A 21673-nucleotide genomic window follows, 5' to 3' on the forward strand; every position below is an offset into this window, starting at 1 on the left:
TCCTTCATTAACCTTTGACTCCCCCTACCGTCAGGCCGGAGATAAAGTACTTTTGGAAAAACAAGAAAATGATAATCACCGGCAAAATCGCAAATACTGAGCCGGATATAAGCATGTCATAGTTGTTGCCATAAGGGCTCAGCAAGCTGGACAGCCCTATTGGAAGCGTAAACATTTCTTTCGACCGAAGCACAATCAGCGGCCATAAGAAGTTGTTCCAGCTGTTTAAGGACTGAAGGATAATCATCGCACCAAAAGCCGGTTTCATCAGCGGTGCCATAATCCTGAAAAAGATGCCGAATTCCGTACAGCCGTCCATCCTTGCAGAGTCCAGCAGATCTCTTGGAAGGCCAAGAGCATATTGCCTGAAAAAGAAAACGGCAACAGGTGAAACGATAAACGGCAATATGACACCTGTATATGAATCGATCAAGTGCAGTCCGACAGTAAGCTTAAACAAAGGAAGCATCATCACTTCCAGCGGAACCATCATGATAATCAGCACAAGAACAAAGATGATATTTCTGCCCTTAAAATCATAAACCGCAAGCCCGTACCCGATCATCGAAGAAAAAAACAGAGTGAGCACGGTCGTAAAAAGTCCGAGTACAAGACTGTTAAAAAACCATTTGAAATAAATGCTGCCGCCATTAAACAGAAATGTGTAGTTATCAAAACTCATCACTTTTGGATCAATTTCAAGATTCAGCCCCACACGCAAAAGCTCAGATGACGGCTTTAATGATCCTAAAAGCAAACAGAAAATCGGAAAAAGATACAATAGGCTCAGCATCATAAAAAACAGGGTTAGCGCAATTCTATAAACGCTAAACTGAGGACTGTGCCGCAACATTTATCCCTCCCCCTTAAACGAGCCTGACAGCTTTAATGAGATCAGGCTGACAACAAGGATCACAATCAAAAGCACAATGCCGATAGCCGCTCCATACCCCATTTCGTTGTAGGCAAGCCCCTGCTGATACAAATATCCGACAAGCGTCAGACCAATATTACCCGGGGAATTATTCTGCCAAAGGACGTAGCTTTCCTCAAACATCCTGAAGCCGCCGATGATGCTGATGGTCAGCACATATACGGTTACAGGCTTGAGAAACGGCAGCGTGATGTGCATAAATTTTTTCATTGTATTCGCGCCGTCTATATCAGCGGCTTCGTACAGCTCTTTCGGCACATTTTGCAAACCGGCTAAAAAGTAAAGGATGTTGATTCCCATCCATCTCCATGAAGCAAGCAGCACCATCAAAAACATGCCGGTATGTTCATTGTTCATCCAGTTCTGAGGTGAAAAGCCGAGTTTGAGTAGGATGGAATTGGCCAGAGACGTTTCCATTTCTCCGAAGATCAGCCGAAAAATGATCCCCGCGACAATGGTTGAGGTCAATGCCGGGATGAATAGTGCTGATTTAAATATATTTCTAAATTTGACCAGCTTTGAATTCAGGAATATGGCCAGAAGCAATGGGACAGGAATCAGCACGATCAGCGTCCAAAAGGTGTATTCCAGCGTATTCCAAAGGGCGGTATAGAACGTCGGGTTGTTTAGCGCTGTATAATTAGACAAACCGACAAAGGACACCTCTCCCGGCAATATTCTTTGAAAGCTCATGATGAAGACACTAATGATGGGGTATAGAAAAAATACGAGAAAGGATAAAACGAATGGCGCTGTAAACAGATAGGGCGCCGCTTTTTTCGAATAAAATAGATCTCGCCAGCCTGATTGTTTCGCAGCTGAAGGAACGGGATGAACCGTTCCTGTTTTCACAGGTTTCATGAGAACCTCCCCGCTTTCACTTTTTGAATGGGATTCTATTTCTGTTTCAGTTCACCTGCCGCTCTGTCCAAGGCTTGTTTAGGCGTTTTTTGCTGAGATTTAAGCGCGTCGAACAATACGCTTCTGTTGACAAGGTCTGAAGCCTTGGCAAAATCCTCATGTAAATAAATTGGATTGATTTCATCCTTGATATCGAGCAGCACAGAAAAAATGCCTGTTCCGTTTTGGAAGTAATCCGTGTATTTGTTTTTCTCTTTCAATTCCTTGGAGCTCCAAACATCCCAGCGAAGCGGGTCAAAGCCGAGTACGCTCCAGAGTTTTTTATTTCCTTCTTCAGAGCCCTTCGCAAAGGCCAAAAACTCTTTTGCTAACTCAACATGCTTGGATTGCTTCGGCACAACGGTTGCCGTACCGCCCAAGCCTGCCGAGCGGTCGCCCCCCTCTTTCCATGCCGGGAGCGGCCTGATGGCAATCTTCCCTTTCAGATCAGGCATATAATCGATAAATCTTCCCATATACCAAATCGGCATGAGGACTGAAGCAGCTCCTCCTTGGTTCATAAAGCCGTAGTATTCTTCACTGTGATGCCCGCCGCCCGGCGCAGGAATCATCGTTTTATCATTGATCATGTCTTTTAAATATTGAAGTGTTTTTACGTTGGTGTCATTATTGAGGATCAGCTTGCCGTTTTTATCAAAATAGCCTGAGTTTTGCTGTGAAATCATAGATAAGAACGTTGCGGAATCATTTGTTTCCACCGTTCCCATCGGCTTCCCGGTCACTTTGCGCACTTTCTGTCCGGCTTTATGGTAATCATCCCATGTTTTAATATCGTCAGGATTGACGCCGGCTTTTTTCATCACATCCATGTTATAAAACATGACCGTTGTCCCTACATGTGTATCGAGTCCGTAAAGCTTTCCGTTTTTGCTGTACAATGTCAGCCGCGCCTCAACGAATTTATCGCGATCCTTTTCAATCAGCGGAGTCAAGTCGGCAAGCGGTATGTCAGAGCCCTTCAAAAAGTTTGAAAAACGGGCCAATTCGACATCTGCAATATCAGGAACGCCTTCTCCCGCTATTAGGGAGATAGATAAGTTATCGTGCATTTGTCCATATGGATAAACGACCGTATTCAGCTTAATTTTGCGGTCAGGATATTTTTTGTTCCATTCCTTCACCATTTCCACATAGAACTGCTCATGAAGCCCGTTAAATGTCCAAAAGGTCAGCTCGGTTTCACCCGATTTGCCGGATGATTTTTCTGCTGAACACCCGGCAATGACTAATGTCAGCAGCATCATGAGCACAAGAAAACAGACAGTCATTTTTTTCATCTGCGTTACCCCTTCCATTCGAGGTGCGGGCTATTCATATAGACCATGGTTGATCAGCGTTTTGTTTTCATTAATGATTCTTAATCCGGTGCAGCGGTCTCTTAAGGTGTGCGCATGTCTGAAGGCATTCTTGACGGAATCCTGCCCGACACCGATTTCGTCAAAATACGCAGGGCCTCCGGCTGATCTCAGCCAATCAGCCAGCACTTCTCCTTCCGGGAGAGTTTGATAAGCCGATTGGATGGCTTGCCGCCGGCTCGGTGAAAATTCGTTCAGCCCGTCATCCTGAGCGAGCTTTCTGTATGTGTCAGTTAATAAAACAGCTGCACAGCCCACCTTTGCCCCATGAAGAATCTGTGGCCGTTTTTTCTCCATTAATTCCATCTCAATCCAATGTGAAATATGATGCTCTCCGCCTGATGCCGGGCGGGAATGATCTAATGCCAGCATGACAAGCCCCGATACAAGTAAAGACTCCATCAAAACCCGTATGCCTGTTTCCGTTTTCATCGCAATGTCTTCTGTGTGTTCAATGCAGGCAGCAAGCGCCTCCTGAACGATCTTAGCTCCTGCTGGCGAATAAGGCTCGCCGGCAAGATGCCGGGATATTTCCCAATCTGCTAAAGACGTTATTTTACCGAGCATGTCACCAAAGCCAGCTGCCACCATTGACTGCGGTGCCGCTTTTAATAGATCCAGATCAGCGAACAGCGCAGACGGGGCCTTCGTTTGAATGGTTGTTTTCGTGCCGTATAAAATAATCGGCGCCCCTGCTGATGTAAAACCGTCTACAGATGGAGCAGTCGGATAAGAAATAAACGGCAAATCTCTTTGAAACGCCGCAAAGCGGACGATATCATGAATCGTGCCCGAACCGACTGCGATCATGACATCCGTTGGTTGTTTCGTATGGATCAGCACATGAATGAGCGATCGTTCATCAGCTGTCACATCTCCGGCTTCATTTTCTGGGATGATCAGGCACTCGGCCTGAAATCCTGCTTGATTCAGCTGATTTTCCAGATCAATTCCTGCAATGCGGTGTGTATTCGCGTCGCAGACAAGGACAATATGTTTGTTGTTTTTTCTTTTTACATAATCCAAAAACGAATCAGCTGCTTGTTTACCGAGAACAATTTCTTCAACTTTTATAGGCGACGTCTTTTCTCCGGCGTGTTCAAAAGCACGCTGAACGTCAGCTGCGATACGATTCATATCAGAATCCCCTCCTCAGCCAATTTGGTTACATCCTTAATAGAATCCAGCACATAATCCGGCGTGTACAAACGCTGTTCACCCTGTTTCGCAGAACCAGTTAGCACTAAGGCGCTTTTCATGCCATAAAGCTTCCCCATCGCAATGTCAGATTCAATGCTGTCTCCTATAATCATGCATTCATGTGCGGACAGCCCCATTGCTGTACAGGCAGCCTCCGCCATCAGCCATGACGGCTTTCCGACAACAAGTTCAGTCTTCGCTTGTGCAGAAGTCTCAATTGCCCCAATCATTCCAGCCACATCAATGGCATTTCCGTCTTCGTTCGGAAAAGAGCGGTCTTTGTTTGTAGCGATAATACGAGCGCCGCCGGCAGCCGCTTGAAAGGCTTGATTTAAATCGTCGTACGTGAGCGTTTCATGAAGGGAGATCACGAGCCAATCCGCTTCCTTCGGTTCGTTCGCGTTCTGCACACCGGCCAGCCTCAGCTCGTCAACCAAGCCTTGTTCCCCAAGCACCCATACCTTTGAAAAACGATAATGTTTTTTCAGAAAAGCCGCTGTCACGCTTGATGACAGAACAATGTCGTTTACGTCCGTTTCTATCCCCGCGCCAAGAAGTTTTTTTCTGCACATGGCACGGGAGATATTCCCCCGGTTGCTTAAAAAGACGATTTTCTTTCCCATTCTCCTAAGCGTTTTGATCGCTTCTCTTGCTCCTTCGATCAACTCATTTCCTCTGAATACAGTACCGTCCAAGTCAATCAGAATGCCAGCCGGTGACACAGGCGTATCATGACTGGCCATAATACGCATTTGCTCCGTGTTTTCGATAAAAATGCTTTTCATGCAGGACTGTATTGATTGGGGTTACATCCTTGTTTAGCACAATGGAGTGATAGGCCATTTCGGCAACCGTTTCTAATACAACTGCGTTATGAATGGCATTTAAGGCGTCAGTGCCCCAGCAGAACGGTCCGTGATTATTCACGAGCACACCCGGCACCTGTTCGTAATTATGATGCTGAAAGGTTTCCGCTATGACTTTTCCTGTATTCAGTTCGTAGTCATGAATGATTTCTTCATCGTACATTTCACGAGTACATGGAATCGCACTGTCAAAATAATCAGCATGGGTCGTGCCTAACGGAGGGATGTCTCTCCCCGATTGTGCCCAGCTTGTCGCCCATTGAGAATGGGTATGGACAATTCCCCCGATATTCGGAAAGGCTTTATATAAATAAACATGGGTAGGTGTATCTGAAGAAGGCTTAAGCGAGCCTTCGACGACCTCTCCATCAAGGTTCAAAACAACCAAGTCATCTGCTGTAAGGTCGCTGTATTCGACTCCGCTAGGTTTGATGACAATTCTTCCTTTTTCACGGTCAATGCCGCTGACATTTCCCCACGTAAAGGTTACCAGCTGATGCTCTTGCAGCTTCAGGTTGGCAGCCAGCACTTCTTTTTTTAATGTTTCAAGCATGCTCCATCACCCTTTTTCAATTCTTTTTGGCGGCAGATGAAAATTGAAGATTTTTGATCGTTTTCAGACGCTTCATGACATGGTTTTCTTTTCCGAAATAATGAACCAGCTCTTTATATTCAGCGTACAATTTTTCATAAACCGCGGCGTTTTCGGCATTTGGCGTATAAGTTATATCTTTCAGTTTTCCCATGTTCGCCGCTGCCTCTTTGATGTCATCGTAGCCGCCTTTTTCTTTGCCTGCTGCAAGCGCGCCGAAAATGGCAGATCCTAAGGCTGGTGCTTGCGGTGAACCAGAGATTTTAATGTCCATGTTTGTCACATCCGCATAAATCTGCATGACAAACGGGTTTTTCTCAGCTATTCCGCCGGCTGCGAACAGTTCCTCAATCGGAACACCGCTTTCTTTGAATGTTTCGATAATCATCCGGGTTCCGTAAGCTGTCGCTTCAACTAACGCTCTATAAATCTCTTCAGGCTTCGTCAGCAGTGTCATGCCAAGCAGCATCCCTGTTAAATCTGCATCAACAAGAGTTGAACGGTTTCCATTCCACCAATCTAAAGCAAGCAAGCCGCTTTCACCAGGCGCTTGATGGTTTGCTTTCTCACTCAGCAGCTCATGAACGCCAATGTTTTTTTCCTTTGCTTCCTCTTGATAAGCTGGCGGGACACATGTTTTCACAAACCAGTCAAAATGATCGCCGACACAGGACTGCCCGGCTTCATATCCCGCATAGCCCGGGAGAATTCCGTTGTCCACAACGCCGCACATTCCTGGAACGATATGCACCTCTTCACCAAGTAGAACATGGCACGTCGAGGTTCCCATAATCATCAGCATTTTCCCTGGCTCTGTAATGCCGACCGCCGGTACGGAAACATGAGCGTCCACATTGGCAACCGCAACAGCCGTTCCCGGGAGAAGCCCTGTCAGCTTTGCCATTTTTTCAGTCAGACTGCCGGCTTTTTCTCCTACTGAATGAATAGAACCTGACAATTTGTCCTTTGTAATCGTTTTCATTGAAGGATTTAATTTCTCAAAGAAATCATCTGACGGATACCCCGCTTTTTCACTCCACATCGCTTTATACCCTGCGGTACAATTGCTTCGCTTGAGCGAGCCGCACAGCTGGTACACGATCCAGTCTGCAGCCTCGATGATCCGGTCAGCCGCTTCATAAATGTGAGGCGCTTCCTCGGCAATTTGCATGACCTTTGGAATCATCCATTCTGATGAAATTTTTCCTCCGTACCGCTGTAAAAAAGCCTCTCCTTCTTCTTCCGCGATTTGATTGAGCCGATCAGCATGTTTTTGGGCCGCATGATGCTTCCAGAGCTTCACATAGCTGTGCGGCTCCTCTTCATATTCAGGCAGCATGCATAACGGCTGCCCGCTGCTGTCAATAGGAAGGATCGTACATGCCGTGAAATCAATTCCAATCCCGATAATGTCTTTCGGTTCAACGCCCGTCTGTTCGAGTAAAGACGGAATGGTTGTTTCCAAGACTTCGAGGTAATCAGCAGGGTGCTGCAGCGCCCAGTCACGCGGCAGCTTTTGACCCGTTTTTGGAAGGACGGTATCAATGACAGCATGCCTGTATTCTTTTACAGCAGCCGCAAGTTCCTCCCCTGTTTGGACATGAACGAGCACCGCTCTTCCTGATAAAGTTCCAAAATCAACCCCTATTGTGTAAGCCATGTGACATCCCCCTCTACTTTTGAAGCCGGTAAAGCGCCTCGTTCCATTTTAACTCGTGTTTCAGTTTATGAATTGTCGTATCACGGGAAATGAGAACACTTTCGATCCCCGCCATTTCCGCCCAATCAAGCATTTGCTCCGCTGTCAGTTCATAAGACAGGCAGGTATGGTGTGCACCGCCGGCTAAAATCCATGCCTCCGCTGCTGTTTTCAATGACGGCTCCGGCTTCCAGAGAACACGGGCAACCGGTAAATTCGGCATGTCTTTTTCAATTTCCTGGCCGTTGACTTCATTCAGCACAAGGCGGAAACGCCCGCCAATATCAACAATGCTAGCTTGAATGGCAGAACCGCTGATGCCGTTAAATACAAAACGCGCAGGGTCCTCTTTGCCGCCAATCGAAAGCGGATGAACCTCGATTTTCGGCTGATCCAAAGCGACAGTCGGACACACTTCAAGCATGTGAGAGCCCAGAATCATTTCATTTCCCGGTTCAAAATGGTACGTGTAATCTTCCATGAAGGAAGTTCTTTTTCCTTTAGCCATGATTTTCATCATCCGTACAAGGGCCGCTGTCTTCCAATCTCCTTCACCGGCAAACCCATAGCCTTTCTCCATCAGGCGCTGAACGGCAAGTCCCGGCAGCTGTTTCATTCCGTGCAGCACTTCAAACGATGTCGTAAACGCTGTGTATCCGCCTTGCTCAAGAAAAGCGGTTAAGCCAAGTTCAATTTTCGCCTGTTCTTTAATGGACGCTACCTTTGCTTCGTCACGTTTTGTTTCCTCACTGATCACATATAGTCTGTCATACTCGGCATAAAGCGTGTCAACCTCGTCGTCCGTAATGCGATCCATCACTTCAACGAGATCCCCGATGCCATATCCGTCAACCTGCCAGCCAAATTGAATATGCGCTCCCACCTTGTCTCCGTCCGTTACCGCGACATGACGCATGTTATCTCCAAATCTGGCAACCTTAATATGTCTGCTTTCATTTAATGCAGCCGCCGTATCCATCCACTGGGACATTTCTTTTTTCACTTCTTCATCATCCCAATAGCCGGCAATGACTTTTCGGCTAAGCCCCATTCTCGAGTTGATGTAACCGTACTCTCGATCGCCATGCGCGGATTGGTTGCTGTTCATAAAATCCATGTCAATCGTACCCCACGGGATATCGCGATTATATTGGGTATGCAAATGCATAAGCGGTTTTTGATAAGAGGAAAGGCCTTCTATCCACATTTTTGCAGGGGAAAATGTGTGCATCCATGTAATGATGCCAGCACATGTCTCACTGTACTCCGCTTCTCTTAACAGCTCTCTAATGGTTTCCGGTGAAGTGACGACGGGCTTATGAGTGATTTTATATCTGGAAGAAACCCCGCCGAGCCCCTCACAAATGCTTTTAGCATGCTGATCTACGAGTTCCAGCGTCTCTTCCCCGTATAGGTGCTGGCTTCCTGTCACAAACCAGAATTCATAATCCTTTGTCTGAAGCATGTAAACTGCCCCTTTCTCATAAAATAAAACGCTTTCAAATACAAAAGATACGTACTAATGATAAAAAATAAACCTGTAAATAAATATTTGTACGAACAATTTTATTATAGTAATTGACTATTATACTGTCAATCTTTTCTTTTAAAAAAAGCCGGGGGCAGAGCCCGGCTTTTTGATTCAATAGGACGGCCAGCCCGAGCTCCAATTCAAATCATTGATGAGAAGCTTTGGAATGCCGTTGTCATTGGCATCATAGGCATGACGAACAAGAATGTTTCCGTTCACAATATCCTGGCCTCCAGGTCCTTTCCATTGGTCATTGCCCGAATCCAAAATGGTGCCTCCGCCTTCAAGCATGCTTTTTCCGCTTTTATCAAGATAAGGGCCTGTAATGTTTTTGGATCTTCCGTAAGCAATTTTGTACGTACTGTTTACCCCGTCACAGCATTTATCAAATGAAACCATTAAATAGTAATAGCCATTTTGATACGTAAGAGTAGGAGCTTCTAAGGCACCCCCATTATTCGGTCTAGCTGCAATCGAATAGAGCGAGCCTGTAGGCTTCATCGTACTCTTATCGAGCTTAGTCAGCTTAATGCCGCTCCAAAACGAGCCGAATGCAAGCCACGGATTGCCATCCTTGTCGAATGTCAGCTCCGGATCAATGGCGTTATAATTATTGGAGCTTGTCGAACGGATCACCAAGCCCTCGTCCTTCCAGCTCCCCGAACTGATGCTTGTTGAAGATGCCAGGCCAATGGCAGATGTATTGCTTCCAAAAGAAGAAACGGAATAATACAGCCAGTACTTGCCGTTATAGTATTGGATGTCCGGCGCCCACTGGTTTTGGCCATAATTCGGCACATAATTGGACCACCACGATAGCGGTGTAGTGAAAATGGATTTTTGTACGGTCCAATTTTTAGCGTCTGAAGACTTCAAAACCCGCAGTCCCCGTTCTTCAGTAAGCCCTGTTCCAAGCGCATACCATGAGCTCCCCTCTTTAATCATAGTCGGGTCATGAAGCAGCTCATTGGATGCACCCCAAAACGCTGCCTCTGCGGGAGCAGCAGAAGTGAATATCAAACCTGCAGCCAGAGCTGCACTCGAAAAGTGTAAGAAGCGTTTCCATGTTTTTTTCTTTTTCAATTTTGTTTAACCTCCTTTATATTAGAAAGCGCTTACAAATTAGATTGTTTATCCTCCCTTCCTGTCAAATCGAGCTGCGTATCGTATATCGTCATGTTCAGGAAATTTTCGGTATCCCCTTTATTGTAGTCACTATGCTGTAATTTGTACAGACAAAAAAATAGAATCCGCCTAAATAGGCGGATTCTTCCGTATCTTTATTGGTACGTAATTTCGTCAACCGTTTTTCGGTCTAACTTCTTAATGACTTCTGTAATTAACTTTACCGCATTTTCATAATCATCACGATGCAGCATGGCCGCGTGCGTATGAATGTAGCGGGTTGCAATGGTAATGGACAGCGCAGGAACGCCATTTGCCGTCAAATGGATGGCACCCGAATCAGTTCCGCCGCCGGCAATGGCATCAAATTGGTACGGAATGCCGGCTTCCTCCGCAGTGGCTACAACTGCATCGCGCAAACCTTTGTGAGAGACCATGGATGCATCGTAAACGATAATCTGCGGGCCTTTGCCCATTTTGCTCTGCGCTTCCTTCTCAGAAATGCCAGGCGTGTCTCCTGCTATTCCTACATCAACTCCAAACGCAATATCAGGCTGAATGGTGTGTGCAGCCGTTTTCGCTCCTCTCAGCCCGACTTCCTCCTGCACGGTTCCGACGCCATACACTATATTTGGATGGTCTGTGTTTTGTAAGTTTCTTAACACATCAATTGCAATCGCACAGCCGATGCGGTTGTCCCACGCCTTTGCGAGTAGGAATTTTTCATTGTTCATGACCGTAAATTCAAAATGCGGAACGATCATATCTCCCGGAAGTACACCCCACTCCAAGGCTTCTTCCCGGCTTGAAGCTCCAATATCAATAAACATATCTTTTATTTCCACAGATTTTTTTCTTGCTTCAGGAGACAAAATATGAGGCGGCTTAGAGCCGATAACCCCTGTGATTTCTCCTTTTTTTGTGACAACGGTGACGCGCTGGGCAAGCATAACCTGAGCCCACCAGCCGCCAACGGTTTGAAAACGGATAAAGCCTTTATCTGTGATTTGTGTCACCATAAAGCCGACTTCATCCAAATGTCCGGCGATCATAATTTTCGGGCCGTTTTCTGCACCAGTTTTTTTGGCAATTAAACTGCCCAGGCGATCTGTTGTCACCTCATCAGCAAATGGTTCTATGTATGATTTCATCACTTGCCTTACTTCTCTTTCATTGCCCGGTATGCCTTTTGCATCAGTTAAATCTTTCAGCATGGTCAATGTTTCATCTAATTTTGCCATGTTCCAAACCCTCCTTCATCAGTCCTGCATTCTTATTATACAAAACATGGCGCTAACCATACGACTATTTCACTTGAAAATCGGGTATATGTTTTTACAGCTTTCTTTTAGAAAAAGTGAAACCTTTTTCTATGCTTTTCGTATTACATCAGATCATCATCATAAGGGAGGTGCCTTCACACAATGTTTGTCATGGTTCTAAGGATTATTTTGCTTGCACTTTTTGCTTATTGTATTTATGCCGTGGTCAAATATGTCGCGAATCCTAAGAGAAGGCTTAAGCTGGCCCAATCAAAAGAACATTTTTATATTATTGATGAACAAAACAATACCCGGAAGAATTTTCAGCTGACGTATAAAGGCGTGCTTTTTGAGGGAGAAAAGCATATTCCTTCCAAGGATCATCCGCTGTTTATTCACACGATCTTTGTCTGGACAGAATCTCCTGAGAAGCTGAAACATTTCTCTGCAAAAGATTTTGAGAACATTGAAGAAAAAGTGCTGGAACGATATCCAAATTGTAAGATTGACTGGGACCAGCCCATTAAACTCGCAAAAAAAGCAGAAGAGCGTTAAACGCTTTTCTGCTTTTTATAAATCAAACGGGCTGTAGTAAATAGCGATGAGAATCGCTTCAATTACCAGAAGAAGCGGTACTCCATACTTAAAAGAAGTGTGTTTCGTTTTATGTCTGAAGGTTTGCATGCCAAGCCAGACACCGAGCGCTCCAAATACGATGGCTATCAGCCACAGCCGGTCTTCAGAAATTCTCCACTTGTGCTGCTGCGCTTTGCGTTTGTCAATGCCCATCACCCAAAAACCGCACAGATTAATCAACACCAAATAAGCTGCAATAATCATGTTGCCTCATCCTTTATATAGAAAAAGCCGCTCTGCTGGAGAGCGGCTCTATATGATTACTTGTTTAATTGAGCTTTAGCAGCATCAGCAAGCTGATTGAATGCAGTAAGATCGTTTACAGCAAGATCAGCAAGCATTTTACGGTTTACTTCGATACCAGAAAGCTTAAGACCGTGCATTAAACGGCTGTAAGAAAGGCCGTTCATGCGAGCAGCTGCGTTGATACGAGTGATCCAAAGTTTACGGAAATCACGTTTTTTCTGACGACGGTCACGGAAAGCATAGTTTCCAGATTTCATGACCTGCTGGTTAGCTACTTTGTATAATGTATGTTTTGAACCGAAATAACCTTTTGCTAATTTAAGAACCTTTTTACGACGCTTACGTGTAACAGTTCCGCCTTTTACTCTTGGCATTGAATTTCCCTCCTAATTGTTCCTTATCCGATTACTTGATGTTAGCAAGCATTTGTTTGATACGTTTGAAGTCTCCTGCGCTTACAACAGCACTCTTGCGAAGCTTACGCTTTTGCTTTTGAGATTTGTTGGCGAATAAGTGACTTGTGTACGCGTGAGAACGTTTTAACTTCCCAGAACCTGTCTTTTTAAAACGTTTAGCAGATCCGCGGTGAGTTTTCATTTTTGGCATGGGATTTCCTCCTTATTGCTTTTCGTTTTTCGGTGCGAGCATTAAGAACATGCTGCGGCCGTCCATTTTTGGTTTTGTTTCGACTGTCGCAACCTCAGCACATGCTTCGGAGAAACGGTCTAATACACGCTGACCGATTTCTTTATGAGTGATTGCGCGTCCTTTAAAGCGGATAGAAGCTTTCACTTTATCGCCTTTTTCAAGGAATTTAATCGCATTGCGCAATTTCGTGTTAAAGTCATGCTCATCGATTGTCGGACTTAACCGAACTTCTTTTAAGTTAATGATTTTTTGATTCTTGCGTGCTTCTTTTTCCTTTTTCTGCTGCTCAAATCGGAACTTACCGTAGTCCATGATTCGGCAGACAGGCGGTTTTGCATTCGCTGCAACTAACACAAGGTCAAGATTTGCGCGGCCGGCGATTTCAAGTGCTTCCTGACGGGACTTGATTCCAAGCTGGTCGCCATTTTGTCCGATTAAACGGACCTCACGTGCACGGATACCCTCATTAACCAATTGATCTTTGCTAATAATGAGCCACCTCCATAGTTTCTTCGAATTGATTCACAACTCATTTTGTATGCATTTTGCAGGCAAACAAAAAGTGTGGGCATTATAAAACACCCACACTACGAACATCTGTATCAATAAAAATGTACGGTCAACCTGCCAACTACATGCATGTGTCAATCAGGTGAGAAGCGGGTGCTTCTGCTTGTGATTTATATTCAATTCAATAACTATTCTACACAATACCGGATCTTTAGTCAAGGACGACTTATCCGGAACAACTTTTACATTGTAACATGGGTTTTCTATGAGCGCAAGAGAGAAAAAGAAAATCTTTCAGCCTCACCAAGATGTAAAGAACCAACAATTCCCCCCTTATTTCGCAATTTACAACAAAACCACTGACAGGAAGAAATGTAAAACAAAGTTAATCTCTGACCGATATAAGAAGCAGAAGGGAGCCTGACACATGAACAAACTGATACAGCTTGCTTTATTTTTCACATTGATATTAACCGGATGCTCAAATAGCAGCACATCTTCCGAATCAAAAGTCGAAACTGTTAAGACAACTGCAGCATTTCCTCAAAAGGGGCTGGAGAAAGAGCTAAAAAAACTAAAACCCGTTTCATTGGACATGAAGTTCGAGAGTCCACTTGCTACTGAGTTAGGAAAGCGGAAGGCAAAAGAAGAAGCTGAAAAGCAAAGACAAATCGCCGCAGAGAAAAAGCTTGAAAAAGAACGGGAGGCGAAACGAAAGAAACAGCAGGAGGAAAAAGCGGAGAGACAGCGATTAGCAGAGCAGCAGGCGGCGGAGAATCAGCGATTAGCGGAAGCAAAAAGACAAGCTGAACTTGAAAGACAGCGGCAGGCAGCAATCCAAAAAGAGCAGAAAGCGAACGCTGAGAAAAAGCGGCAATCACAGACACAACGGCAGCAGACCGAGGCACCCTCATCTAATAGTAAAAATCCACCATCTCCCTCGAGTCAGACAGATAAAACCATTCAACAGCCAGCTTCAGAGCTTCCTGATGACGATGGTTATGGTTATGAAGAACGAAAAAAGTGGCATGACGATCAAGTAGAATGGGGCATTAAACAAGGGTATATCGATCCCGAAGACGCACCATAAAATAAAAAAAGCCAAGGCATTCAGCCTTGGCTTATCCTCCGATCAGCTGCACGAACACAGGGATGACCAGAACCGTTACCACTCCTACTACGACAACAGCAATACTTGCCATCGCAGCTTCAACTTCTCCCATCTCAATCCCGACCGCTACACCAAGTGCATGTCCGGATGTTCCAAGAGCCAATCCTTTAGAAATCGGATTTTTCACTTTAAACACCTTCAAGAACAATGCTCCGAGCGCATATACGATGACAGCGTTAAAGATGACCGCAAAGGCTGTGATGTCGCTGATGCCCCCGATGCCTTTTGATAAAGGAAGCGCAATTGCCGTTGTAGCCGCCTGCGGAAGCATGCTTTTCATTACGGCCGAATCGAGATGAATGCCTTTAGCGAGCAGATAAACAATCGTGACAGAGCAGATAGAGCCGGCAATAATGGAGGCCATGATTTGCCACCAGTATTTTTTAAGCTTATCTCTTTGTTTGTACAAAGGAATTGCAAATGCGATCGTTGCCGGTTCAAGGAAAAACTTAATGATCTCTCCCCCGTTATTATAATCCGCGTAGGAAAAACCGCCGATTTTTAAAAATGCGATCCCCAGCACCATGGCAACAAACAAAGGAGTGAAAAGGAAGAAGCCTTTCGTTTTCTTAAATAAAAAGGTGCCGATGCCGAATGCAGCAAGTGATACGACAATCCCAAAATAAGGACTCATTGTGCTTTCCATGTGAAGAACCTCCTGTTTCCCTTAATGGTGAACGAGTTCGTTATTGTTCTGCGGGCTTTGCACTGTTTTTGTTTTCATGTCCGCTGCGGTTTTGCGTTTTCCGCTCAGCGACAGAATCAGCTGAGAAAACAATCCCGTAGCCCCCAGCAAAATAATCGTTGCGAGCAGAATGACAAGAACAATTTGCAGGCCGTATTGCTGCATCACACCAAGCGAATTCATAACAGATATACCTGACGGAACAAATAAAAATCCGATCAGAGAGGTTAAAGACGTTCCGAGCGTTTCCACTTGTTCCAGTTTAATGACTTTCAAACATAATAGGAGAAATAATAAGACCAACCCTACAACCGATGCCGGGATAGGTATTGGGACAATAGCGGCAATCATATTTGAAACCAGCATAATGACGGCAAAAATAAATGCTTGTGTTAAAAACCCGTACACTTTTTTAGCACTCATTTTCTTCACCTCTTTCTCTTTGGTACCCTCATTATAAATAAGAATCCCCTGTTATAAAGCGCTTACAAGATAACATGCCGTATAGCGGGTCTGAGTTGCAGAATCAAATGGCTGAAATGCAAAAAGCCGCCCATCAAATATGGAGCAGCTTTTTCAATTCCTTCGCATATGTCCGGCTGACCGGTATTTTCGATCCGTCTTTCATGATCAGATTATACGTTGAATTAAACCATGGCTGAATTTCTTTAATATATTCGGTATTCACGACAAAGCTCCGATGGACGCGGATAAAATCAGAATCCGGCAGCTTTTTCTCAATCACAACGAGTGTATCGCTGACCGTATAAGAATGATCGAAGGTTTTTACATTGACATGACCATCTTCTGTTCCGGCATAGATAATGTCCTTCGTATCCACAATCACAATCGATTCCCCCACAGATAGCGCGAGCTTGTGCTGGCCGGCATGGCTGTTTTGCTCTGTTTCTACAATATCCCGATTGACTTTTTTATATTTTTTCAGCGTTTGCTGAATTCTTTCTTCATCGAAAGGCTTGGTTAAATAATCAAGAGCGTCCACCTCAAACGCTTTGAGCGCATACTGGTCATACGCTGTCGCAAACACAACAGCAGGAGGATGCTTCATTTTCTTCAATCGCTTTGCGATATCAAAACCGTTTTCTCCGGATAAATCAACGTCTAAAAACAGCAAATCAGGTTTTTGATCCATCATTTGGTCAAAAGCGGATTCGATATTTTCCGCTTCATTGATTTCCATTTCCTCATTGGTCCGCTTAAGCAAGTAAGCCAGTTCATCCCTTGCCAGCATCTCATCATCAACTATTAACACCCTGAGCATGTTCTTCTCCCTCTTTCATCTGTTGCATTGGCACTTGAAAGGAAACCTCTGTCCCTTTATGAACCTCACTGCTGATATGCAGTGCAGCCTGCTGTCCGAATAAACCGATCAGCCGCTGATTTAGGTTATAAAGCGCTGTACCGGTTCCCTCCTTAGACGGAAACGGTTTCTTTCCCAGTTCCGGCAAGACGTCCGGCGGAATTCCGCGTCCGTTATCCGCCACCTTCATATAGACGGATGCATCATCAGATAAGACACAGACTGTAACCTTGCATATGTCTTGTTTTTTCGGAAACGCGTGCCGAAGCGCGTTCTCGACAAGCACCTGCAAAACAAACGGAGGGATTTCAATCTGCTCCAGTCTGCTGTCGATATTAAGCTCAATTTTATATTTCCCGGGAAAACGCGCCTGTTCTAATGACAAATAGGCGTTAAGATGGTTCAGCTCCTTTGAGAGCGGAATCAGCAGCTGTCTCGCTCCTTGAAGGTTTGAACGAAAATAAACACTGAGCTGCAATAGGAGCTTACGGGTTTTTTCAACATCTGTACGGCATAGCGCAGAAATCGTGTTGATCGCATTAAATAAAAAATGCGGATTCACCTGTGCTTGAAGCGCTTTAATTTCAGCATCCTTGAGAAGTTTGCTTTGCAGCTCTGCTTCCCCAAGCTCAAGCTGTGTCGAAAACAGCATGGCCAGCCCCTCGGCAAGTTCCTCCTCTACCTGACTCAGGCCTGCCGGGCTTTTAAAGTACATTTTTAAGGTGCCGATTGTATTGCCGTTCGATGTCAGCGGCAGGACAATTGCAGCGTGCAAAGGGCATTCAGCATGCGTGCATTCAATCTCTTCCTGCGAAATCGCCTTCATAATATGCCCTGTTTTAATCACCTTTTTGGACAGGCCGGTGATCAAACTTTTCGATGGGATGTGGTGATCCATTCCCGCACCGACATGCGCAAGGATCTTTTCTTTGTCAGTGAGAGACACCGCATCTGTTCCTGTCAGCTTATGGATAATAGCCGCTACACTTTTACAGGAGTTTTCATTTAATCCTTGGCGAAAAAATGGAAGTGTCTGATCAGCAATCGTCAGCACTCGATGCGTTTCGAGAGCCCTTGCCTGTTCTTCCTTGCGAATGATCGCTTGAATAATAGACAGAAAAATAAAACTGCCTGTTCCATTGATGAGTATCATCGGAATTCCGATCATGCTGACAAGCTCCCAAGCGTCACTGAACGGCTTTGCCATCAGCAAAATAATGATCATTTGCAGTGACTCCATGCCGATTCCCACAAGAGCGGCGATGCGCGGTGTCGGCATTCGATATCGCTTCGTAAAATACCTGCCGATCAAGCCTGCAAGAACACCCGCTAAAATAGATGATACGGCACAGCTTAAAGCCGTGCTGCCACCGAGTGAAAAACGATGCAGGCCCGCCAGTATGCCGATCCCGGCCCCTACAAACGGACCTCCGAGAAGGCCCCCGATTTCCACGCCCAAAATACGGGTATTCGCGATAGAGCCTGATGGATCTATCGTAAACACCCAGTCATTGTTTACAATCATATTTCTTTGAATTTCGATGCCTGTATAATTGCTGATGATGCTGAAAAGAAAAAAAATTGAAATTAAAATCGCTTTTCCTTTATAGCCGTCCTGATTCTGAAGAGCTTGTCTGAAAATTTTCGTATGGGCGAGAATGAACCCTAATATAACAATAATCCCCACTCTCTCCAGCATCATAATCATTAAATGAATCATTCATGTCACCTATTCTTTCCGTTTTCATTCTAGCATGTTTTCGTTTTACGGCTGACTGTTTTTTTAAAATCGTCTGAAAACATATTTCACAAGGCTTTTATCTATTGTAAAATAAAACATGAGCCTTTTGGCAGAAAGATTTGAATCTGAAGCAGAGGAGAAGATCATGAAAGCCGTATTTTTTGATTTAGATGATACACTACTTTGGGACGAAAAAAGCGTCAGAACAACATTTGCAGAAACTTGCTTACAAGCGGAGAAAAAATATGGCCTTGCCCCTGAGGAATTCGAAGCAGCTGTTCGCGAAGCAGCGAGAGAATTGTACATGTCATATGAGACGTATCCATATACAGTGATGATCGGCATTAACCCGTTTGAAGGACTGTGGTCCAATTTCTCAGAGCCAATCAGTGAAGGCTTTCAAAAGCTGAACAAGATTGTGCCGGAGTACAGAAGAAATGCATGGACAAACGGACTGAAAGCGCTTGGGATCGATGATCCTGCATATGGCGAATACTTGGGAGAGTTTTTTGCGGCAGAGCGCAGAAAACGCCCGTTTGTATATGATGAAACATTTGCTGTACTCGATCAATTAAAAGGCAAGTATGAATTATTGCTTTTGACAAATGGCGATCCGAGTCTGCAAAAGGAGAAGCTTGCCGGCGTACCTGAGCTCGCTCCTTACTTCAATGAAATCGTCATCTCGGGCGCATTCGGCAAGGGCAAACCGGATGTTACAATTTTTGAACACTGCCTTAAGCTGATGAATATTGAAAAAGACGATGCCATCATGGTCGGCGATAATTTGAATACTGATATTTTAGGCGCTTCAAGAGCCGGAATCAAAACCGTTTGGATCAACCGGACGGATAAGAAAAACGAAACTGACGTAACGCCTGATTACATCATCAGCAGCCTTCATGATTTGTTTCCTATATTAGAGAAATAAAAAAGCATGATCTCTTCAATGAGATCATGCTTTTTTATTTTATTTTTTCGCTTCAGCTACTGCCTTTTTCACAAACTCATCAAGAGAAATCGTTTCAGAGTTCTGTTCTCCGTATTTACGCACGTTTACCGCTCCGTTTTCTGCTTCTTGGTCACCGACCACCAGCATGTACGGGATTTTTTGCATTTGCGCTTCACGGATTTTGTAGCCGATTTTTTCATCGCGGCTGTCGACTTCAACACGCAGGCCTTCACGCTGCAGGCGTTCCTGCACTTTTTTCGCGTAGTCTAAATGCACAGCCGGAGAAACCGGGATGACTTGGAACTGAACCGGTGCAAGCCATGTCGGCAGGGCGCCTTTGTGTTCTTCGATTAAGAAGGCAACAAAGCGTTCCATTGTTGAAACGACACCTCTGTGAATGACAACCGGACGGTGCTGCTTGCCGTCCTCACCGATGTATGTCAGGTCGAAACGTTCCGGCAATAAGAAATCAAGCTGTACCGTAGACAGTGTTTCTTCTTTTCCGATCGCAGTTTTCACCTGAACATCAAGTTTAGGGCCGTAGAATGCCGCTTCACCTTCTGCTTCGTAATAGTCGTGGCCGATTTCGTCCATTGCCTCTTTCAGCATGGATTGCGCTTTGTTCCACATTTCATCGTCATCAAAATATTTCTCTGTATCTTCCGGATCGCGGTAAGACAGACGGAATGTGTAATCACTTAAACCGAAGTCTTCATAAACATCCTGGATTAAACGGACTGTACGGATAAACTCATCCTTAATTTGATCCGGGCGCACAAAGATGTGTGCATCATTTAACGTCATTCCGCGTACCCGTTGAAGTCCTGACAGCGCACCTGACATTTCATAGCGGTGCATCGTTCCAAGCTCTGCAATACGAATCGGAAGCTCGCGGTAACTGTGAATGTCTTGTTTGTAAATCATCATATGGTGCGGACAGTTCATCGGACGCAATACAAGTGTTTCATTGTCCATTTCCATCGGAGGGAACATGCCTTCCTGATAATGATCCCAGTGTCCTGATGTTTCATACAGCTCTTTGCTGCCTAGCACAGGTGTGTATACGTGCTCATAGCCGAGGCTGATTTCTTTATCGACAATGTAGCGCTCGATGACGCGGCGGATTGTTGCGCCTTTTGGCAGCCAAAGCGGCAGGCCTTGTCCGACTTTTTGAGAGTTCGCGAACAGCTTTAATTCTTTGCCAAGCTTTCTGTGGTCGCGTTCTTTCGCTTCTTCTAGCATACGAAGATGCTCTTCAAGATCAGCTTTTTTGAAGAAAGCTGTACCATATACGCGCTGAAGCATTTGGTTTTTGCTGTCACCGCGCCAGTATGCGCCTGCAAGGCTTAACAGCTTAAATTCTTTGATTTTTCCGGTTGAAGGAACATGGACGCCGCGGCACAGGTCAAAGAATTCGCCTTGCTCATAGATCGAAACGGTTTCTCCTTCAGGAATCGCATCCAATAGTTCAAGCTTCAGGTCGTCGCCGATTTCCGCAAAACGGGCTTTCGCTTCTTCACGGCTGACTTCTTTTCGAACGATCGGAAGGTTCGCATTAACGATTTTTTTCATTTCTTTCTCGATTTTCGGCAGATCCTCCGGTGTAATCGCTTCGTCCATTTCTACATCGTAGTAAAAACCGTTTTCGATAACCGGACCGACGCCGAATTTAACATCCTTGTAGATGCGTTTAATCGCTTGAGCCAGCAAGTGAGCCGCACTGTGGCGCATAATTTGAAGACCTTCTTCTGAGCCTTCTGTAATGATTTCCACTGTACCGTCTTCATTGATCGGCGTTCTCAAATCGATTTCTTTTCCGTTCAGTTTTCCGGCTAATGACTTTTTCTTTAATCCCGGACTGATGGATGCCGCGATATCTTCTGTTGTTGTTCCTTTCGCAAACTCCTTGACTGCTCCATCAGGAAATGTGATTTTTACCATATCTGACATCTTTGTCACTCCTTTTTTTGCATATAAAAACCCCGCCCCCTATGAAAGGGACGAGGTTGAATAAACGGAATCGTGGTTCCACCCTTTTTTCCGCAAAGCCAATACACGGCACCTGCGGCTCTAAGCTCTGTAACGGGAGTTCCCGTCAGCCATTACTGTTCCTTTTCAAGAGGTTCACAGCTGAAGTTCAAAGGCGGTAAAGCGAATGGTCCTTAGCTGGGAAGCTTGCAGCCAGGGCTTCCCTCTCTTTGAGCCGGTATCATTCCTTCGTGTCCTTATCAATACGTGTGTCTTTCTTAATCTCCTATGTATTATAAATTGTTCAATCCAA

General features: G+C 45.0%; 22 protein-coding genes and 1 other annotated feature. Of the genes, 3 read left to right on the plus strand and 19 right to left on the minus strand.

All coding sequences use genetic code 11. From position 1 onward, the window contains the following. Positions 1-7: 7 nt before the first annotated feature. From araQ to NSQ16_RS14585, 10 genes are all read right to left on the minus strand, one after another. Complete coding sequence (gene araQ / locus NSQ16_RS14540) at positions 8-853, minus strand: arabinose ABC transporter permease AraQ (protein WP_043857022.1); 846 nt, start codon at positions 851-853, stop codon at positions 8-10. Further along, the gene (locus NSQ16_RS14545) at positions 854-1795 is read right to left on the minus strand and encodes a sugar ABC transporter permease (protein WP_014477609.1); all 942 of its coding nucleotides are present in this window, start codon (positions 1793-1795) and stop codon (positions 854-856) included. Positions 1796-1830: 35 nt separating this feature from the next. After that, positions 1831-3132 (minus strand): ABC transporter substrate-binding protein, encoded by a 1302-nt coding sequence (locus NSQ16_RS14550; RefSeq protein WP_004399072.1) that lies wholly within the window; start codon positions 3130-3132, stop codon positions 1831-1833. Positions 3133-3162: 30 nt separating this feature from the next. Continuing rightward, a complete protein-coding gene (egsA, locus tag NSQ16_RS14555; protein ID WP_230488321.1) occupies positions 3163-4347 on the minus strand; it encodes a sn-glycerol-1-phosphate dehydrogenase in 1185 nt (394 codons plus the stop codon). Further along, on the minus strand, positions 4344-5162 hold the full coding sequence (gene araL / locus NSQ16_RS14560; RefSeq protein ID WP_161477150.1) for a sugar-phosphatase AraL: 819 nt from the start codon (positions 5160-5162) through the stop codon (positions 4344-4346). The genes egsA and araL overlap by 4 nt, the downstream gene beginning before the upstream one ends. Beyond that, positions 5140-5829 (minus strand): L-ribulose-5-phosphate 4-epimerase, encoded by a 690-nt coding sequence (araD, locus tag NSQ16_RS14565; protein WP_230488322.1) that lies wholly within the window; start codon positions 5827-5829, stop codon positions 5140-5142. The genes araL and araD overlap by 23 nt, the downstream gene beginning before the upstream one ends. A 16-nt stretch (positions 5830-5845) precedes the next feature. After that, positions 5846-7528 (minus strand): ribulokinase, encoded by a 1683-nt coding sequence (gene araB, locus NSQ16_RS14570; RefSeq protein ID WP_230488323.1) that lies wholly within the window; start codon positions 7526-7528, stop codon positions 5846-5848. A 13-nt stretch (positions 7529-7541) separates the two neighbouring features. Continuing rightward, on the minus strand, positions 7542-9032 hold the full coding sequence (gene araA, locus NSQ16_RS14575) for an L-arabinose isomerase (protein WP_230488324.1): 1491 nt from the start codon (positions 9030-9032) through the stop codon (positions 7542-7544). A gap of 177 nt (positions 9033-9209) precedes the next feature. After that, entirely contained in the window at positions 9210-10181 is a 972-nt protein-coding gene (gene abnA / locus NSQ16_RS14580; RefSeq protein WP_015251497.1) for an arabinan endo-1,5-alpha-L-arabinosidase AbnA, read from the minus strand. 197 nt (positions 10182-10378) lie between these two features. Further along, positions 10379-11464, minus strand: a complete 1086-nt coding sequence (locus NSQ16_RS14585) for a M42 family metallopeptidase (RefSeq protein ID WP_048654952.1) — start codon at positions 11462-11464, stop codon at positions 10379-10381. Positions 11465-11647: 183 nt separating this feature from the next. On the opposite strand from NSQ16_RS14585, the gene ysdB reads away from it, so the two are divergent. Beyond that, positions 11648-12040, plus strand: coding sequence for a sigma W pathway protein YsdB (gene ysdB / locus NSQ16_RS14590; protein ID WP_003229493.1), 393 nt, complete (start codon positions 11648-11650; stop codon positions 12038-12040). Between the two features lie 15 nt (positions 12041-12055). Here ysdB and NSQ16_RS14595 read toward each other — a convergent pair whose 3' ends face one another. The 4 genes from NSQ16_RS14595 to infC are packed head-to-tail and all read right to left on the minus strand — an operon-like array spanning position 12056 to position 13507. Further along, complete coding sequence (locus tag NSQ16_RS14595) at positions 12056-12325, minus strand: DUF1294 domain-containing protein (protein WP_173614233.1); 270 nt, start codon at positions 12323-12325, stop codon at positions 12056-12058. Between the two features lie 56 nt (positions 12326-12381). Then, on the minus strand, positions 12382-12741 hold the full coding sequence (rplT, locus tag NSQ16_RS14600) for a 50S ribosomal protein L20 (RefSeq protein WP_003222420.1): 360 nt from the start codon (positions 12739-12741) through the stop codon (positions 12382-12384). Between the two features lie 31 nt (positions 12742-12772). Then, positions 12773-12973, minus strand: a complete 201-nt coding sequence (rpmI, locus tag NSQ16_RS14605) for a 50S ribosomal protein L35 (protein WP_003222418.1) — start codon at positions 12971-12973, stop codon at positions 12773-12775. A 12-nt stretch (positions 12974-12985) separates the two neighbouring features. Further along, positions 12986-13507 (minus strand): translation initiation factor IF-3, encoded by a 522-nt coding sequence (gene infC, locus NSQ16_RS14610; protein ID WP_010886591.1) that lies wholly within the window; start codon positions 13505-13507, stop codon positions 12986-12988. Positions 13508-13565: 58 nt separating this feature from the next. Further along, positions 13566-13696 (minus strand) — a sequence feature (ribosomal protein L20 leader region). Between the two features lie 256 nt (positions 13697-13952). Between infC and NSQ16_RS14615 the strand changes: the two genes are divergently transcribed. Further along, positions 13953-14615, plus strand: coding sequence for a hypothetical protein (locus NSQ16_RS14615; RefSeq protein WP_198878576.1), 663 nt, complete (start codon positions 13953-13955; stop codon positions 14613-14615). A gap of 31 nt (positions 14616-14646) precedes the next feature. Here NSQ16_RS14615 and lrgB read toward each other — a convergent pair whose 3' ends face one another. The 4 genes from lrgB to lytS all read right to left on the minus strand — a co-directional run bounded on the left by lrgB (position 14647) and on the right by lytS (position 18422). Continuing rightward, positions 14647-15342 (minus strand): antiholin-like protein LrgB, encoded by a 696-nt coding sequence (lrgB, locus tag NSQ16_RS14620; protein ID WP_003229482.1) that lies wholly within the window; start codon positions 15340-15342, stop codon positions 14647-14649. Positions 15343-15363: 21 nt separating this feature from the next. Next, positions 15364-15804 (minus strand): antiholin-like murein hydrolase modulator LrgA, encoded by a 441-nt coding sequence (gene lrgA / locus NSQ16_RS14625; RefSeq protein WP_014477620.1) that lies wholly within the window; start codon positions 15802-15804, stop codon positions 15364-15366. A gap of 133 nt (positions 15805-15937) precedes the next feature. Beyond that, positions 15938-16663 carry a two-component system response regulator LytT gene (gene lytT / locus NSQ16_RS14630; protein WP_015251493.1) on the minus strand — a complete coding sequence of 242 codons (726 nt, stop codon included), beginning with the start codon at positions 16661-16663 and terminating at the stop codon, positions 15938-15940. After that, positions 16641-18422, minus strand: coding sequence for a two-component system sensor histidine kinase LytS (lytS, locus tag NSQ16_RS14635; protein WP_230488325.1), 1782 nt, complete (start codon positions 18420-18422; stop codon positions 16641-16643). The genes lytT and lytS overlap by 23 nt, the downstream gene beginning before the upstream one ends. A 166-nt stretch (positions 18423-18588) precedes the next feature. Between lytS and NSQ16_RS14640 the strand changes: the two genes are divergently transcribed. After that, on the plus strand, positions 18589-19371 hold the full coding sequence (locus NSQ16_RS14640; protein ID WP_161986258.1) for an HAD family hydrolase: 783 nt from the start codon (positions 18589-18591) through the stop codon (positions 19369-19371). A gap of 39 nt (positions 19372-19410) precedes the next feature. On the opposite strand, the gene thrS is transcribed toward NSQ16_RS14640, so the two are convergent. After that, entirely contained in the window at positions 19411-21342 is a 1932-nt protein-coding gene (gene thrS / locus NSQ16_RS14645; RefSeq protein WP_087614656.1) for a threonine--tRNA ligase, read from the minus strand. Between the last annotated feature and the right edge of the window lie 331 nt (positions 21343-21673).

The sequence above is a fragment of the Bacillus sp. PS108 genome, from assembly GCF_037963335.1.
Classification (GTDB): Bacteria; Bacillota; Bacilli; order Bacillales; family Bacillaceae; genus Bacillus; species Bacillus subtilis.